The organism is Marinobacterium halophilum (assembly GCF_003014615.1).
Lineage (GTDB): Bacteria > Pseudomonadota > Gammaproteobacteria > Pseudomonadales > Balneatricaceae > Marinobacterium > Marinobacterium halophilum.
This window is the reverse complement of record NZ_PYGI01000013.1, coordinates 57,815-75,344: the sequence shown is the minus strand read 5'-3', so window position 1 is coordinate 75,344 and position 17,530 is coordinate 57,815. Positions and strand designations below refer to the sequence as shown.

Annotated in this window: 14 protein-coding genes; 4 read left to right on the top strand and 10 right to left on the bottom strand. The window is 55.5% G+C overall.

From position 1 onward, the window contains the following. Nucleotides 1–32: 32 nt before the first annotated feature. Entirely contained in the window at nt 33–1,016 is a 984-nt protein-coding gene (locus CLV44_RS10270) for an NAD(P)/FAD-dependent oxidoreductase (protein WP_106592027.1), read from the bottom strand. A gap of 234 nt (nt 1,017–1,250) precedes the next feature. On the opposite strand from CLV44_RS10270, the gene CLV44_RS10265 reads away from it, so the two are divergent. Then, nucleotides 1,251–1,733, top strand: a complete 483-nt coding sequence (locus CLV44_RS10265; protein ID WP_106592026.1) for an FKBP-type peptidyl-prolyl cis-trans isomerase — start codon at nt 1,251–1,253, stop codon at nt 1,731–1,733. Between the two features lie 104 nt (nt 1,734–1,837). On the opposite strand, the gene CLV44_RS10260 is transcribed toward CLV44_RS10265, so the two are convergent. Both CLV44_RS10260 and rlmKL read right to left on the bottom strand, forming a co-directional pair. Next, the gene (locus CLV44_RS10260) at nt 1,838–3,076 is read right to left on the bottom strand and encodes an ammonium transporter (RefSeq protein WP_425436435.1); all 1,239 of its coding nucleotides are present in this window, start codon (nt 3,074–3,076) and stop codon (nt 1,838–1,840) included. A 172-nt stretch (nt 3,077–3,248) separates the two neighbouring features. Then, nucleotides 3,249–5,396: a bifunctional 23S rRNA (guanine(2069)-N(7))-methyltransferase RlmK/23S rRNA (guanine(2445)-N(2))-methyltransferase RlmL gene (gene rlmKL / locus CLV44_RS10255; RefSeq protein ID WP_106592024.1), complete on the bottom strand. Its 2,148-nt coding sequence runs from the start codon at nt 5,394–5,396 to the stop codon at nt 3,249–3,251. 320 nt (nt 5,397–5,716) lie between these two features. On the opposite strand from rlmKL, the gene rmf reads away from it, so the two are divergent. Continuing rightward, nucleotides 5,717–5,923: a ribosome modulation factor gene (rmf, locus tag CLV44_RS10250; protein WP_106592023.1), complete on the top strand. Its 207-nt coding sequence runs from the start codon at nt 5,717–5,719 to the stop codon at nt 5,921–5,923. 59 nt (nt 5,924–5,982) lie between these two features. Here the strand turns inward: rmf and CLV44_RS10245 are convergent, their stop codons facing one another. From CLV44_RS10245 to CLV44_RS10235, 3 genes are all read right to left on the bottom strand, one after another. Continuing rightward, nucleotides 5,983–7,014: a quinone-dependent dihydroorotate dehydrogenase gene (locus tag CLV44_RS10245; RefSeq protein ID WP_106592022.1), complete on the bottom strand. Its 1,032-nt coding sequence runs from the start codon at nt 7,012–7,014 to the stop codon at nt 5,983–5,985. 66 nt (nt 7,015–7,080) lie between these two features. Beyond that, the gene (locus CLV44_RS10240) at nt 7,081–7,302 is read right to left on the bottom strand and encodes a DUF2835 domain-containing protein (RefSeq protein WP_106592021.1); all 222 of its coding nucleotides are present in this window, start codon (nt 7,300–7,302) and stop codon (nt 7,081–7,083) included. A gap of 3 nt (nt 7,303–7,305) precedes the next feature. Then, complete coding sequence (locus tag CLV44_RS10235; RefSeq protein WP_106592020.1) at nt 7,306–12,144, bottom strand: NAD-glutamate dehydrogenase; 4,839 nt, start codon at nt 12,142–12,144, stop codon at nt 7,306–7,308. A gap of 207 nt (nt 12,145–12,351) precedes the next feature. On the opposite strand from CLV44_RS10235, the gene CLV44_RS10230 reads away from it, so the two are divergent. Beyond that, the gene (locus CLV44_RS10230) at nt 12,352–14,004 is read left to right on the top strand and encodes a BatD family protein (protein ID WP_106592019.1); all 1,653 of its coding nucleotides are present in this window, start codon (nt 12,352–12,354) and stop codon (nt 14,002–14,004) included. On the opposite strand, the gene CLV44_RS10225 is transcribed toward CLV44_RS10230, so the two are convergent. Then, nucleotides 14,005–14,892: a TIGR01777 family oxidoreductase gene (locus CLV44_RS10225; RefSeq protein ID WP_106592018.1), complete on the bottom strand. Its 888-nt coding sequence runs from the start codon at nt 14,890–14,892 to the stop codon at nt 14,005–14,007. It lies immediately after the preceding gene. An 80-nt stretch (nt 14,893–14,972) separates the two neighbouring features. Between CLV44_RS10225 and CLV44_RS10220 the strand changes: the two genes are divergently transcribed. Then, nucleotides 14,973–15,593 (top strand): riboflavin synthase subunit alpha, encoded by a 621-nt coding sequence (locus CLV44_RS10220; RefSeq protein ID WP_106592017.1) that lies wholly within the window; start codon nt 14,973–14,975, stop codon nt 15,591–15,593. Here the strand turns inward: CLV44_RS10220 and CLV44_RS10215 are convergent. The 3 genes from CLV44_RS10215 to CLV44_RS10205 all read right to left on the bottom strand — a co-directional run bounded on the left by CLV44_RS10215 (nt 15,582) and on the right by CLV44_RS10205 (nt 17,457). After that, nucleotides 15,582–16,145 (bottom strand): hemerythrin domain-containing protein, encoded by a 564-nt coding sequence (locus CLV44_RS10215; RefSeq protein WP_106592016.1) that lies wholly within the window; start codon nt 16,143–16,145, stop codon nt 15,582–15,584. The genes CLV44_RS10220 and CLV44_RS10215 overlap by 12 nt on opposite strands. Nucleotides 16,146–16,240: 95 nt before the next feature. Continuing rightward, a complete protein-coding gene (locus tag CLV44_RS10210) occupies nt 16,241–17,056 on the bottom strand; it encodes an AlbA family DNA-binding domain-containing protein (protein WP_245912658.1) in 816 nt (271 codons plus the stop codon). Nucleotides 17,057–17,070: 14 nt separating this feature from the next. Next, nucleotides 17,071–17,457 (bottom strand): hypothetical protein, encoded by a 387-nt coding sequence (locus CLV44_RS10205; protein ID WP_106592015.1) that lies wholly within the window; start codon nt 17,455–17,457, stop codon nt 17,071–17,073. Nucleotides 17,458–17,530: the final 73 nt, after the last annotated feature.

The following is a 17,530-nucleotide window of genomic DNA, read 5'->3' as shown; positions in this document are numbered from 1 at the left end:
AGTTTGGCTGTAAGTCTACCGCCAACGACCGGTCAGCGACCAGCCTCCAGCGCGGCGATCAACGCCTCGGCACTGGTGACCGCCCCGGCAGCACCACCACCGCCTACCCAGTCACCACAGATACCCAACGTATGGTCAGACGACAGCGGAGACGCGAGTGAAGGCACGAGTGGAGCCTCTGCCACATCGGCATATAACCAGCGATGCACCCGTTGCTGCAACGGCTGTAGTGGCACCCCGATCTGCTGTGCAAATGTTTCCAGCAACTGTTCAGCCACCCAGTCCGGCTCGGCCTCACAATACCGCTGTGACCAGTCTGAACTCGCCTGCAACTGCCACACTTCACCCTCACCGCGCCCCGGCTTGCTGCTGTCACGGCACGCCCGGGCCAACACATCATCTCCAGCTTCCAGCCAGTCCAGCTGTGCCACCGATTCAGGGCGGACCGGCAACTGCACCACCAATACCCAGCAGGGCGACATGTTGACGCCCGCCGCCGCGCGTTGCAAGGCAGGTGCTGATGCCAACAGCGGCACGGCCTGGGGAGCCGGCGCTGCGATAACAACCCGGGCAAAGGGGCCATAGGTTTCGCCCTGCTCGCTGAGCAAATGCCAGCCCCCAGATGCAGCCGCCTCTACAGCCGTGACCCGTACCTGCGTATGCAGCGGGATATCCTGCAACAGATGTCGCGTCAGGGCACTGGCGCGGGGAACCGCCACATAGCGCCCCACTGCTGCGGCGGCTACCCCCTCAAAATCGGCCGCTTTATGCTCCCACGCCTCCAACGGCAGCGTTGCACACTGCGCCAACAGGCGCGCCGCAACCGGCTGTTCCACAACCGGCGCCCCCAAATCTGCACTCATTGAACCCAGACGGGCAGCCGACAACCGCCCTCCGGTGCCACGACTTTTATCAAACACCTCAGGCTTGGCACCCCGTTGCGCCAAAGCATGTGCCACCAGACTTCCGGCCAGTCCTGCACCCACAACTGCAATCCGTTCTTCCAGCTGAATCATCTGTTACCCCCCTGAAAAACCTTACAATACGCCTTTTTATTAACCTGGGATCACCTGCAGGCGCGTTTCGGGTTGCGCCTGCAAGGTACGACCGTTAGCATGTGCCCCAAACTAACCGGGAGCCCTGCCAAGCTGCCCTGTTACCGGCTCAAGAAGCCCTGTGTCTCACTGGCAGGGGTTTGCAAGCGGGTAGCCTGTGCATCGACGCATCTCTGAGTAACCAGGAGACCCCTGATGCAGATCGCTGAAAAATCCGTTGTATCCATCCACTACACTCTGACCAACGCCGAAGGTACTGTACTGGACAGCTCCAATGGTCAGGAACCGCTGGCATACCTGCACGGCGCAAGCAACATCATTCCGGGTCTGGAAAATGCACTGGTCGGCAAAACCGTTGGCGACAGCCTGCAGGTTACCGTTGAGCCTGAAGAAGGTTACGGCCCCGTACGTGACGAACTGGTTCAGGACGTAGAGCGCAGCGCATTCGCAGGTATCGACAACATCGAGACCGGCATGCAGTTCATGGCACAGACACCTTGGGGCGAGCAGCCGGTAACTGTGGTCAAGATCGAGGGTGACAACATCACTCTGGATGGCAACCACCCGCTGGCTGGCCAGACCCTGACGTTCGACGTGGAAGTTGTTGAAGTCCGTGGCGCGACCGACGAAGAAATGGAACATGGCCACGCCCACGGCGCGGGTGGTCACGACCACTGATTCCCCTTGCACCGCCGGTCACACCGTCCGGCATGCAATTGTAAAAAATCCGCGAGCCCTTACCAGGGTCGCGGATTTTTTTATGCATCCCTTTTATCAAGGCATCAGCGATCTTCGGACGTCGATTCAATCCGGTGTATGCTCAGATCCGCACCGTTATATTCGGCTTCAGCATCCAGCCGTAGGCCAACAACCTGCTTGATCAAGCCATACACGATCAAACCACCCACCACAGCGATCAACACCCCCAGCGCCGTACCCAGCAGCTGCGACATCAGGCTGACACCACCCAGACCACCCAGTGCTTCACTGCCAAAGATACCGGCGGCAATACCGCCCCACACGCCACACAACCCATGCAGCGGCCAAACCCCCAGCACATCATCAATTTTCCAGCGGTTCTGCACTTGGGTAAACACCCAGACAAACAGCACACCGGCCACTGCACCGACGACCAGCGCACCGAACGGGTGCATCACATCAGACCCTGCACACACGGCAACCAGACCTGCCAACGGGCCGTTATGGATAAAGCCGGGGTCATTACGACCGGCAATCAGCGCACTGATAATGCCACCAACCATGGCCATCAAGCTGTTGACGGCAACCAGGCCGGAAATGCCATCCAGCGTTTGCGCCGACATCACATTGAAGCCGAACCAGCCGATACAGAGAATCCATGCTCCCAGCGCCAGAAACGGGATATTGGACGGCGGGAATGCCACCAGACGACCACCCTTATAGCGACCGTGACGGACCCCCAGCAACACCACCGCGACCAACGCCAACCAGCCGCCGACACCATGCACCACGACAGAGCCGGCAAAATCATGGAAAGGCGCACCAAATCGGCTTTCCAGCCAGGCCTGGATACCGTAGTTTCCGTTCCAGGCAATCCCCTCGAACACTGGATATACGCAGCCGACAACCAGCGCCGAGCCCAGCAGAAACGGCCAGAATCGGCCACGCTCGGCAATGCCACCGGAGATAATGGCCGGGATAGCCGCCGCAAAGGTCATCAGGAAGAAGAACTTGACCAGATCATAGCCATTGCGCTCGGACAGCACTGCGGCACTGTCGTAGAACGTCACCCCATACGCGATCCAATAACCGACAAACAGATAGGCCAGTGCCGAGAAACCGAAGTCACTCATGATCTTGGCGAGCGCATTAACCTGATTTTTTCGGCGCACAGTGCCGACTTCCAGAAACGCAAACCCTGCATGCATGGCAAATACCATGATCGCTCCCAACAGGATGAACATTGTATTTGCACTTTGCGACAGCTCGCTGATCGCACTACTGATCGATTCCACGCCAACCCCTCCGTCAATGTGTTCCATAAGTGGGCGACCGCACTAAAATGCAGCACAATCACCATCGCACTCGGCACCGAATCTGATCGAATGTTAGTGTCTGCCGCCCATTCATAGGGCGGCAGACAAACCGAGCCTCAAGTGACTCACGGAGAAGCAGGTTCTGTGCCAATACTCACCAGAGCATGACACAGACGCATTATTTGCGGTGGCGGATCTCGAAGCAGCTGTGGATCTTCGTGTTGCGCTTGAAGTCCGGGTCCAGTGTCTTGGCGCTGATGTCGTTGATATCGAAATCAGACAAGCTGTCGCGATCAATCACGAAACGACGGTAATTGTTGGAGAAAATCAGCAAACCTTCGGGTCTCAACAGCGCCATCGCCCCCTTGACCAGACGCACATGGTCACGCTGAACATCCAGTACATCCTGCATGCGCTTGGAATTGGAGAACGTCGGCGGGTCCATGAAGATCAGATCGTACTGTTCGCCATGCGGCTGCTCCAGCCACTTGAAACAGTCTGACTGTACCAGCTTGTGCCGTGCCTTGGGCAAGCCGTTCAATTCCATGTTCTTGCGCGCCCACTCCAGATAGGTCGCCGACATGTCGACGCTGGTTGTGGTGTTCGCACCACCAACACCGGCATGTACGCTGGCAGTCGCGGTATAACAGAACAGGTTTAGTACATCCTTGCCCGCTGCCTGCTGCTGCAACATGCGGCGTACCGGGCGATGATCCAGGAACAGACCCGTATCGAGATAGTCATAGAGGTTAACGCGCAACTTGCAGCCATGCTCCAGCACTTCCATGAAGGTGCCGGTCTGACTGTGGCGCTCGTACTGTTGCTGCCCCTGCTGACGCTTACGCTGTTTCAGCACCACCCGTTCTGCCGGCAACTCAAGCACCACGGGCAGTGCACGCATGACATCCTGCAGACGTGAAAACGCTTTCACCGGATCAACCGAAGCCGGCGGCGCGTATTCCTGTACCACTGCATGGCCCGGATAAATATCGACGGCAACCGCATATTCAGGCATATCGGCGTCATAGGCACGGTAGCAACTGATCTCTTCACGCTTGACCCAGCGCGCCAGTTGCTTGATGTTTTTCTTCAAGCGATTGGCAAACATTTGAGCCTGCTCGGACAACACTGCCGGCGCTTCCGCATCCGTCGGGGTTATCGGCAGCTCGACCTCTTCACGCTCGTGTACCTTGAACAGCAACAGTTTGCTGTCAATGGCACCGTTGAACATGCGGTACTGGCGATCGGCCCGCAGCTTCATCACCTTGCACAGGTCCGGATTGCCGGTAAAGACTGCCGCCTGCCAACCGACAAAGCGCGTCTTGAGAATCTCTCCCAGGGTGCGATACAGGAACATCAATGAAGAGGTCTCACCCAAACGCTCACCGTAAGGCGGATTGGTGACCATCAGCCCAGGCACCACATCAGCCGGGGATTCAAGCTGCTCCAGCGGGCGCTGGGCAAACTGAATGTGATCGGCCACACCGGCACGCTGGGCATTTTCACGGGCGCGATCCAGCACCGACGCATCAGCATCGAAACCGTAATAGTGATTGGACAATGACTGCAGCCCCTGTTCCCGGCGCTGCTTGGCCTCTTCGTGCAGTTGCGCCCAAAGACGCCCATCATGCTCGAGCCAGCGACTGAAACCAAACCGCTGACGGAACAGGCCTGGCGCAATATCCGCCGCCATCAACGCCGCTTCGATCAACAGCGTGCCGGACCCGCACATCGGATCCAATACCGGCGCTTCCGCAACCTCCATCGGCCAGCCCGCACGCATCAGCACAGCAGCAGCCAGGTTTTCCTTCATTGGTGCGGCACCGGCCTTAAGGCGATAACCACGTCGATGCAGGCTTTCACCGGACAGGTCCAGCGCCACCGTTGCCTTGCCTCGATGCAAATGCACATTGATGCGCAGATCCGGCTGATTACGCTCCACCGTCGGCCGCTGCCCTGTTGAGGTACGGATCTGGTCAACGATCGCATCCTTGACCTTCAGCGCACCAAAATGGGTGTTATTGATTCCTTGCGAACGGCCATTGAAGTCAACCGTCAGCGTACCGGAGGGACGCAAATGCGCCAACCAATCGACTTGCTGCACCAGCTCGTACAGTGCATCTGCCTCTTCCGCTTCGCCCTCAACCAGCGGCATCAGCACCCGGTTACCCAAGCGTGACCAGAGGCAGATCCGATAGGCCAGTTCCAGCTCACCTTCGGCATACACCCCGGCAACGGTCTGGCGGGTATTCTGGCCTCCCAGACCGATAACCTCCTCCTGAAGCAGATTTTCCAGTCCCTTGGGGCAGGTGATAAAGAGTTTCATGACGCTGGGTGACTCCGATACTGATGCGCCAGTCAGGATTACGCTTAATCCTGACTGACTACAAGGTGAAAAAAATTCAATGCGTCGCCCACACGGGCGAAGAATTTATAACTGTTTGTTTTTCAAGGTAATGCTGCAACTGCGCTCGGATAAACTTTATGACAGTACGGTAACAACATAGTTTTTTTAAATCGCAACGGCCTGCATTTTCAGATATCAATAGGGGTGTGACGTCACAGAGAATCGATCGAAAACGCGCATCCTCGGCCAAAACGGTTCAACGGCCGGGGACAGTATAATCAGAATATGTGAGGCGCTATATGAAGAAACAGAAACGGGATCGTACCTCTACTCTGTTCAATCGTGGATTCATGGCTGGCATCAACGGGCGTTCCCGTGAAGATTGTCCGGTTCAGACAGTTGAAATGCGCAGTCATTGGATGAGTGGCTGGCGCGAAGGACGTGAAGCGCATTGGGGTGGAATGTCCGGTGTTTCTGCAATTCAATCAAACCCTTCGTTACATTGATAACACTTCCCCTGTACTGATCGACAGGCTCCCGCACGGAGCCTGTCCTCAGGCAAGCATCATGACTGCTTCTGCAGCTCCGCAATTGCATTCACTGCATCGCGTACCAAACCAGGCCCACGGTAAATGAAACCGGTATAGATCTGCACCAGGCTGGCACCGGCTTCAATCTTTTCAGCCGCATCAAACCCTTCCGTGATACCGCCAACGCCGATAATCGGCAAGGCACCATCCAGGTGTTCTGCCAGCGTACGGATTGTTGCCGTAGACCGGTTACGCACGGGCGCGCCGCTCAAACCACCTGCTTCATCAGAAATCGGGCTGTCTTCCACACCACCACGCGAAAGTGTCGTGTTGGTGGCGATAACACCATCCATTTCATACGTCTTCAACGATGACGCCACCATGCCGACTTCTTCGGCATCCATATCCGGTGCAATTTTCACGGCAATCGGCACATAGCGTCCGTGCAGACTGGCCAACTTGGCCTGCTCCGTCTTCAGTGCATCCAGCAGACTGTTCAAGGAGTCACCAAACTGCAAGGTACGCAATCCAGGCGTGTTCGGTGAAGAAACGTTAACCGTAATATAGCTGGCTCGTGCATAAACCTTGCGCAGGCATAGCAGGTAATCCAGATGCGCCTGCTCGTTGGGAGTATCCTTGTTCTTGCCGATATTGATCCCCAGCACGCCCTGATAACTGCTGCGATCCAGATTTTTCAGCAGCTGGTCCACACCATCATTATTGAACCCCATGCGGTTGATAATGGCGCTGTGCTCGGGAATACGGAACAGGCGCGGCTTGGGATTGCCCGGCTGTGGACGCGGGGTCACGGTACCGACTTCGATAAAGCCGAATCCCATAGCGGCAAGGCCGTCCACTGAGGTGCCGTTCTTGTCCAGACCCGCAGCCAAACCGACCGGATTGGGGAAACGGATCCCCATCACTTTGGTCGGCAGCGACTGCGTTTCAGCCCCCATAAGTTTGTGCAGGCCCAGAGAAGCGGCCAGGTTCATACCGCCCAGTGCCAGCTCATGCGAGGTTTCGGCCTCAAGCCTGAACATAAGTGCGCGTGCAAGATCGTATAACATGGTGTTCACTGATGGTTAAGATACGGATGCGGCATTATAGGCGAGCGGGCTCGGGATGAACACCGCTCAACTCAAGCGCTTAATGTCGCTGAATTTGCCTTCAGGGGTAAAACGGATGCGAAAACAGCCCCGGACGCCGTCATGCAGCACCCAGGGACGCAGGACAGCTGCCGGAAACTGTACTCGACGACCATCCCGAGCACGGGTCGAAACAACCCGTGACGGACCATTATACAGCTTGAGACATTCGTCACTGCTAATCCGGAGATCAACAACAATTTCGTTCATGAATTACACGTGTTCCAGTTGGGTACTGCAGCGGGCCATATCCGCCAGCTCTCTCACGGCAACAGTATACATCGCGTAATCACCGGTGGTCGCGCTTTTCAGCTCTGACAATATGTTCAACCAACGATCGATATGCAGCTGATTTTGTTCCAGCCAGCCCGCCAACTGTTCCGGCACTGGCTTCTGATCATGCTTCGCTGCCTGCAGCACCGAAGCCGTCAGCGCACGCTGCTGGGTATCAAGATCATCGCGGAAGGTATCGCGTGCCAATGCCTGCCAATAGCTGCTGATGCTCAATTCGTTAAGCTGGGCGCTGAACCACTGCAGTTCCAAACGCTCGCCCAAACCAAAGAACGCCTGCGCTGCCGATTCAACCGTCACATCCAGCTCATTGGCGACTTCGATGATACTGAGCGCCGAATACAATGAGCGCGACCCGGCCACCACCTGCGCCAGCCGAGCCGGTACGCCGGAATCGGTATAACGGGTGTAGGCATGGTGCCAGATTTCAAACGGCTCACCACACAGCAACTCACCCAAGTTGCGGGTAATCGCCTCCAAATGCGGGGCGAAGTGCTCACGTTCACTTTCGCACTCAAGAGAGGCTGGACGATTGCGTACAAACCAGCGGGCCGCACGCCGGATAAGGTGCTGCAGATCATGCATCATATCCAGCTGCACGTCGGCATCGACACAGTAATCCAGTGCTTCGACATCGTTCCAGGTCGGCTGCAGTGCAAACACGTCTCGAGCCAGCACATAGGCCCGCACGATATGCTCTACATCCGCTCCTGTCGAGGTCAGCAGGCGCTCAACAAAGTTGATCCCCATTAAATTGACCACCTGATTGGCGATCTGGGTCGCAATGATCTCACGGTGCAGTCTGTGTTGTTCAAGTTCAGCGCCGTACTGCTGCTGCAGCCGGGCAGGAAAAGCGGTCAGCAGCTCACGGGCCAGGTAGGGATCATCTGGCACCTTTGACGCCAACAACCGCTCCTTGAGGTTAGCCTTGCTGTAGGACACCAATACCGACAGTTCCGGCCTGCTGAAACCTTCACCCGCCGCTTGGCGCTCTGCCAGTTGATCATCCAGGGGGAGAAACTCCAGCGCACGGTTCAGATTACCCTGCGCTTCCAAGGCATTGATGAAGCGACGGTACTCAGCCATGGACACGGCTGAACGCACCTCCGCCAACGAGATCGCCTGTACCTGACGATAATTGTTCTGCAGTACCTGTTCGGCCACATCATCTGTCATCTCACTAAGCAGGTTGTTACGCTGCTTGGCCGTCATATCCCCGTTGTTGACCACGGCATTCAACAGAATCTTGATATTGACCTCATGGTCCGAACAATCAACGCCTCCGGCATTATCAATGAAGTCGGTATTCAGGCGGCAGCCTTGAGCGGCCAACTGCATGCGGGCTCGCTGGGTCACACCCAGGTTTCCGCCTTCGCCTACGACTCGAGCTTTAACCTTCACCGCATCAACGCGTAGACTATCGTTGGCTTTATCTCCCACATCCGCATGCGTTTCGTCACTGGCCTTGATGTAGGTACCAATACCGCCATTCCAGAGCAGGTCAACCTGGGCACAGAGCAAGGCTGAAATCAGCTCGGTCGGTGTTACTCGGCTGCTGTTCAGCCCGGTCAGCTGCTTGATCTCAGACGTCAGAGTCACGAACTTGGCACTGCGGCTGAACACCCCGCCACCTTTAGAGATCAGTTCACTGTTGTAGTCACCCCAGCCCGAACGCGGCAATGCAAACAGACGCTCTCGCTCGGCAAATGATGCAGCGGCGTCAGGATTCGGGTCGATAAAGATATGCTGATGGTTGAAAGCGGCAACTAGCCGGATCTGCTCAGAGCGCAACATGCCATTCCCGAACACATCACCCGACATGTCACCGATACCAATTACGGTAAACGGATCAGTGGCAGTATTGAGGCCCAATTCACGGAAATGTCGCTCGACAGACACCCAGGCGCCCCGTGCGGTAATCCCCATTTTCTTATGGTCATAGCCCTGACTGCCACCTGATGCAAAGGCATCACCCAGCCAGAAGCCATACTCGTCGGCGATTGCATTCGCGGTATCAGAAAATGTCGCCGTCCCCTTGTCTGCAGCTACCACCAGGTAGGTATCGTCATCGTCATGGCGCACCACCCGCTCCGGCGGCACGACCTCGCCATTGACCAGATTATCGGTTACATCCAGCAATGCGCGAATGAAGGTCCGGTAACAGGCAAGACCTTCCGCCATCCACTCATCACGACTCATGCTGGTATGCAGCTGGCGGGCCACAAAACCGCCTTTGGCACCTACCGGAACAATAACGGCATTCTTGACCTGCTGAGCCTTGACCAGCCCCAGCACCTCGGTACGGAAATCCTCCAGCCGGTCCGACCAGCGTAATCCGCCACGCGCCACTTTACCGCCACGCAGATGAACCCCTTCCAGTTGCGGAGAGTGTACAAATATCTCATACAGAGGCTTGGGTTCAGGCACCCCGGGAATCTCACGCGGCGAGAGTTTAAAGGCAAAATAGGCCTGCGGCTGTCCATTTGCCTGCTGGTAAAAGTTGGTTCTCAGCGTTGCTTCGATCAGTGCCAGATACTGCCGGATCGCCTGATCTTCGTTAAGACTGGAAACCTGCTCCAGCCCTTCCAGTATCTGCTGCCGAATTCTGTCCTCATCCTTGGACGATGCATTGTCAGGTTCAAAACGCGCCGCAAACATGTCGACCAACTGCCGCGTGAGTGGCACATGATGGCGCAGTGCGATACTGATCGCCTCTTGGCTGATCGGAAAACGGATTTGTTTCATGTATCCGGCATACGCGCGCAACAACGCAACTTCACGCCACTGCAACTGCGCGGCCAGAACCAGCTTATTGAACTCGTCATTACCGGCACGGCCATACCAGACGTTGAGGAAGGCATCCTCGAACACGCTTTGCATGGTACTGGTCGTGACCTGTTGCGAACCGGTGTAACGCAAATTGAAGTCATGAATCCAGATACAACAGCCATCCACCTCAACCTGATAGGGATGCTCATCAATAACCCTCAGGCCCAGATTTTCAAGGATGGGCAGAATATCGGACAAGGGCAATGCAGCCCCCAGATGGTAGAGCTTGAAATTCAGCTCTTCCGGTTCACGTTCTAGAGCCTCATAGAAACTGAGCGCCATTCTGCGCTCGGTGTGCAGGGTATCCATGTGCTGGATATCGACAACGGCAGCACGCGGCGCAAAATCGGAGCGGTAACCGGCCGAGAAGCTGGCATGATAATGGTTGTAGGCTCGGATACCCTGCTCTTCACCCAAAGCATCAATCAACGCCTCGTACAGATCCTCGTGCCAACTGCTGGCCGCATGACTGACACGCTGCTCCAGCTCAGCCACATTAAAATCATGGGTTACTTTATGATGATCACTGCGCCGCAACAAAAATTGGGTACGCGCCAGCACCGACTCAGAAAAATATGTAGTGAACTCAGCCTGATCACAGTCGAGCGCTTGCTGCAGAATTTGCTGAACCCGCAAACGGAAATCCGTGCTGTAAATTTCGCGCGGCACATATACCAGAGCAGAGAAAAACTGACCGTAATAATCCCGACGTAAGAACAAGCGAATCTGTCTGCGCTCATGGATCTGTAAAATACCGATGGCGGTATTGAACAACTCTTCAACACTGGACTGGAACAGGTCATCACGCGGGTAAATTTCCAGTATCTGCTGAAGTTCTTTCCAGTCATGACCTCGCGGATGCAGGCACGACTGTGCCATCACTGCCTGAATCTTGCGCCTGACCACGGGAATATCGGTAGAGCCGTGCAAATACACTGCCGAAGTGTAGAGCCCCAGAAAACGGGACTCGCCGATCAGCTCACCATCGCTATTGAAGCGTTTGATACTGATATAGTCGGGATAGGCAGGACGGTGAACCCGCGATTTGTGCGCCGATTTGGTGAACGACAATAGATCCGGCACCAGCGTGAATGCGCCCGCATCGCGTTCAGTAGCAAATAACGGGTCACGACCCGTCGGGTGGCGTAACAAGCCCAAACCACTGTCAGCCACAGGTGTGAGACGCTGCTGCTTGCCCTTGCCTTCAAGGACATATTCATCATATCCGAGGAAGGTGAAGTGCTGTTTCAACCAGCGAATGAAGTCATGAATTTCCTCGACATCTTTGGCATCAAAGCCTTCAGGCGTGTGCGCATAGTTTTCCAACAACTGGTCTGTCTTGGCCAACATTGCATCGAAGTCGCTCACCGCCGCCCGTACATCCTTCAGCACGTCAAGCAGCGCCTGCTGCAAGGCATCCAGCTGCTGGGGGTCAGTATGGCGATCCACCTCAATCGCCACCAATGATTCATGCTGTACGCCTTTGGCACGACTGCCACGCGCCAGCAGGTCCAGCAATTTGCCGCTTTCATCACGCCGGGTACTGAAGACCGTATTCAAAATCGCATGAATGGATAAATTGCGACGATTTAATTCCATCCGCAAAGAGTCGACAATAAAGGGCATGTCGGCTTGCAGCACTTCAATTACCGTATGAGTCGACTGCCAGCCATGGCGTTCATAATCAGGATTGAATACACGAATACGGGTTTCACCGGCCGGTTTTTCCTGCATAAATTGCCAGGCAGCCATGGTCGCGCCATAAAGATCATCGACACGCCACTGCAGCAGATCGGTTTCAGCCGCGTGCGGAAAATAACCATCAATAAATCGCAGCAGCGGCTCAGCACGCTTTTGCGGTAACCGGGACAGCACCATTTCTTTCAGCTGGTTAAGCATTTCCATCTTGTTTTCAACAGCGCGACGGGACATAAGCACCCTCATTGGCATCCGGTTACAGGTCATTTCAACGCAGTATAGTTAACCTGCGAGTTAAGTCACCTTGTCCGGCATTTTGTCTTAATGAAGTCATCTCGCTGTTTTAATTGCCCATAACTCGCCAGCAAAATTGATCTGTTCACGCGCATCACTGATAATGAGTCGAAACCACTACTGCATTTACTTGGAACGGGTTCATTGATGCGTGCACTGCTGGCACTGCTGCTATTTATATTGTCCCCTGCCCTGTCGGCAGAAGTAAGGACCACTCTTGATCGATATGCGCTGACCGCTGCCGATACCTTGACCTTGACGCTGGAAGTCTCCGATCAGGTTGAGCAACGCCCTGATCTCAGTGCGCTGGAGACTGATTTCCGTATCCAAAGTAGCCAGAAGGTGATCGTATCCAGCCATGCATCTGCCAGCCGTGATGTCTGGACCCGCTGGCATCTGCAGCTTAAACCTCGCAACAGTGGCACCCTGCGCATCCCCCAGATCCGTCTGGGCAACGAGCTTAGTACGTCCCTTGAAGTCAAGGTCAGCGGCAAGGCGGAAACCCCTGGACGCGAAGCAACACGGTTTATGGATAGCCTGATCAGTAATGATCAAATCTATTCGCATGCGCAGTTGCTGTTTACTGCACGCCTGTTTCAGCGCACCCCGCTGCCAGAGACACTGAGCTTCAGCTCCCCTGCCTTGCCGGGAGCATTGATCTTTACCCTTACCGAGCCTCGTCGTTATACCGCCGACCGTGATGGCGAACGCTGGCATGTCATGGAACAGAGTTTCGCCCTTTACCCTGCCACTACCGGACTGCACACTCTCGCCGGTCCCGGCATCATCAGCAATGACAGTACTGAAGATAGCCTCGCACCCGATAGGGAAACCTTTGAAATCGAAGTCATGCCGGCTGCCCATCAGAACAGCCGCGGCTACTGGCTGCCGGCAGAACGCTTGATGCTGGAGGAAAATTGGCAAGCACCTGCCAACCTGCAACCGGGTGACAGTTTCGTACGCGAGATTACGTTGACGGCATTGGGGCTTCCTGCCGATGCACTCCCGAACCTGTTCAGCACCAATGCGGATACCTTTTTTGCCCAGCTTGAAGATGTCAGCACGACTGAAACCATGACGGCTCAGGGTCTGGTCAGCACCCGCGTTGAACGTGTACGGATCGAACCTCTCGGACCAGGTGCATTGACACTGCCACCGATTGATATTCACTGGTGGAACACCTTGGCCGAGCGGGCTGCAACCGCGTCGTTGCCGCCTCGTCAAATTGAGGTGCAGACGCCTGCATTACCGGATACCTTCAATGCCGCCGGTACAACAGTGCCAACTGCGACAGAACCGTCCCGGCCCGCGACCACCTGGTGGTTGGTAAGCACCGCCCTGGGCGTGCTGTGCGTAATCGGTTTCAGTGGCTGGGCCCATAGCTGGCACCAACTGCGCCAGGTCAAAAGTCGCAGCCAACTGGAAGGCAAAGAGGAAGAGCACCGCCGCACTCAGAAACTGCTGCTGTCGCACCAGCGCGCCGAACGCAACACGTTCCAGGCACTGGCAATCGCGTGCCAGCAGAACGATGCAGAAACCACTCGCTTACGCCTGGTCGAATGGGGTCAGAACTTCTGGCCGGAGCACAGCATAGACAGCCTGGAAGCCCTGTGTGAAGCGGGACACAGCCAAACGCTCGATTTCCTGGTGCTGGATCTGGATCATCATCTGCATCAAGATCCGCGCGCGTGGCAAGGCGACCTGTTATTGGAAGCTATCGAGCGTCTGCGCAGCCGACGACTGCGCAACGATGGTGAGGATGACGAAACCCAATCCTTGCCATTGAGCATGGCGTCATGATCAATGGCGCTTCAGCACTGCACGTAGTGCCGGCTCCAGATGCGGATGCTTGAAGACATATCCCGCCGTATTCAGATGCTCGGGCACGACACGTTGCCCTTCCACCAGTAGTTCACTGGCTTCACCCAGCAACACTTTCATCACAATAGCCGGTACGCGCATGAACGCGGGCCGGCCCAGTACAGCTGCCAAGGTTTTACTGAACTCTTCATTGGTTACCGGTTCAGGTGCCGTCAGGTTGAACGGACCGCTGAGCGCAGGATTATCCAGCAGATACAGAATGGCACCTACTTCATCATCGAGGTGAATCCAGGACATCCATTGCAGACCATTACCGATCGGACCGCCCAGACCTAAACGAAACGCCGGCAACATTTTCGCCAATGCTCCCCCTTGCCCCAACACTACACCGGTGCGGATCAGACACACGCGCGTACCCGGCACCGAGGCATCCAAGGCTGCCTGCTCCCAATCGCGGCACAGCTCATGCGGGAAACCGGGCGTACTGCCCGCAGACTCACCCAACACTTCATCCTGATGTGAACCGTAATAACCTATTGCCGAGCCACTGACCAGTACTGCCGGTGGAGTGGACTGCTCACGCATCCAACGCACCAGCGCCTCAGTGGTTTTAATGCGGCTGTCACGCAACAGACGTTTGCGTGATGATGTCCAGCGCCGATCGACAATAGGCGCACCTGCAAGATTGACAACGGCATCAATCGGACCGTCAATCCGCTGCAGATCCGCAACACAGGTCTGCCCCTTGGCATGTGGTACATTTTCCGGCTTGCGACTTAAAATCACCACCTGGTCGCCACGCGTCAGCAATGCCCGTGCCAACGCCTGCCCGACAAACCCGCTGCCACCTGTAATCAAGACTCGCATATTGCATTCTCCTTGGCGCTTTGGGGTAAGATTACGTTCTACCAACCGGATCAGATCGTTCAATGAGAGGTTAGCACAGTATGTTTACAGGTATCGTCCAGGGCATGGCAACCGTGACAGGCTGCACCCGCAGAGATGGATTCATGCAACTGGAACTGGTGTTGCCGCCGGCACACAGCACACACCTTGAGACGGGTGCCAGCATTGCCATCAACGGCACCTGCCTGACCATTACCGACTTCGATGAGACCCGGGTTCGCTTTGATATTATCGACACTACGCTGGAACTGACCAACCTCGGCATTCTGGAAGTCGGTCAACGGGTAAATTTTGAGCGCGCCGCCAAAATCGGCGATGAAATCGGCGGCCATTTGATGTCGGGGCATATTCTCTGCACCGCACGCGTGACGGGTGTGGATGTATCAACAGACAACCGGAAAATACGCTTCGATCTACCCGCAGTAGCTGCGCCCTACCTGCTGCCTAAAGGGTTTGCCGGTCTGAACGGGTGCAGCCTGACACTGGCAGACGTGGACAGCGACAGCTTTAGCGTGTCACTGATTCCCGAAACACTCAGACAAACCACCTTTGGCCAACTGAACATCGGCGACTGCGTCAACCTTGAAGTTGATCCTCAGACACAGGCTATTGTAGATACCGTGCAACGCTATCTTGCCTTGCAGGACCGCTCAAAACTCTGACTCAGAGCGGTTCATATCTTCCATCAACGCCTTGTAGAGAGAGCGATATTCATCCGCCTGCTGTTCGCCAAACACAGGGTCGTCTGACGACGGTAGTTGCTCGGCCAACTGATCCCAGTCGGCTGCCGTCGCCATCGCCTGCAGCGGCGGAAAGATTGCCTGTTCTTCAAAATCAATATGGCACTTTTCTGCCTGCACAAATGCGTCCAGTTGATCAGTCAACTGATCCATCGGCATTACAACATCATTGAGAACGCCATCAATTGAATCCGACAATCGGGTCGACAGGTGCTTCAGATCCTGATGTTCCGCTTCACAGCGTTCGAATGCCTGGTCCAGCTCTGTACTGCGACCCCGAAAAAAGGCATATATTAGATCTTCGCGCGGATGATGATGCTGATCAGCATAGCCACCCACATACGCGACAACTTCGGCCATAAGCGAGAAGTCAGGATGAACACCGGCACGCAAACGTTCGACCTTGCGTTCCAGCATTTCGAGCAGGCGGCTCAAATTGATATGATCCTGGTGCAGTTCTGACAGAATGTTCATGGTGCTATTCTCCGGATCAGGGTTACTTCACTTCACTATAGACGACTCCGTTTATCGCTTCTTGATACGTATCAAAACAGAGTGGATAGAGTCAATCAGTGGTTGTGACTGCCATTGCCGTTATCGCTATCAAGAAGATCCAGCAACATGCCCAGTTTGTGCTCGATATCTTGCAACAGATGCTGCCCCTGGTCATTGATCACCGGCGCTATGCTGTTTTCCAGCTGCACGATCCCTGCCTGGCTCTGGCGCAAGGCCTGCATCAAATTTCGGGAGCGTTTCTTGTTGCTGTCGGTCAGCTGTTCGATGCGGCCAAGCGTACGTTGCAGCTGATGGTCCAACTCGTACAGGCGCTCGCTCACACCCAGCATGCCTTCACTGAGCGCATGACTGACACCACCCAACTGGTTTTCCAACTGGTGAACAGCATCACGGAAGCGGGAAAGGAACTGCTCGCCTTCCCGTTCCATGAAGATGGCCAGCAGCTCTTCGGGCAAGAGCGCGCGATTGCGCCCATCCGTGCGGACGGCATATTCACCGCGCTGAGTGCAGTAGGGCTTATGCAGCCCGGGGGGGATTTCTACCCGGAGAATGGGGCGGGACGCTGCCAGATTTTCGGTGAATATATTGATTTCAACGATAGGAATACAGCCGGTCGATTTGTTGATCAGCGTCAGCCGTGCCTTATCATCAACGTCACAACCAACCACCCGACCACGCTGCACACCGCTATCAGAGGTATATTCATCAATCCCGACCAACAAGGCCCCCCCTTGAGGGGTGTTGGCGAAGGCGACCAGATCAGAACTTCTGATCGCCTGCACTTCACGTTTGTAATCAACATTTACGCCTTCCGGCAGGGACAGCAAATACTGTGTACGGCGGCTTAAACCTCGATACTCACGCTGCATGAATGCACCGGGACTCAGCGATACAGTTCTTCATTGAACGGATCCAGCGGCTGTTCCAGCTGGTCATCACTGCGCGCATAAAGTACGCGTCCTTCGAACTTCACGCCCTTGCCGGCAAACCAGCGGGCGGTTTCTTCCAACCCTTCTTCTGCCTGGCTAACACGATACCAGGCAATCACGATACGATAAAAATAAAGGCCGAAAAGACCGGCAGCGGCACCGAGGAAAAATTCGGAAGCCAGCGCAAAGACCATCAGCACAATACCAGCAACCCAGACCCGACTGGCGCGCGCATCCTTGAGCACCTCGTTAGCGGACTGGCTCTGATCATGAAACTTCAGATAACGACGGTAGTTCTGCTGAAGATCAAATTTATCACTTGAATCGAAATAGGGTTCCATCTGCGTATCCTTCACAGCTTGTTGTTATAGGACTGCCAATGCAGTCCAGTGATCATGAACGGAATGCCAGCCA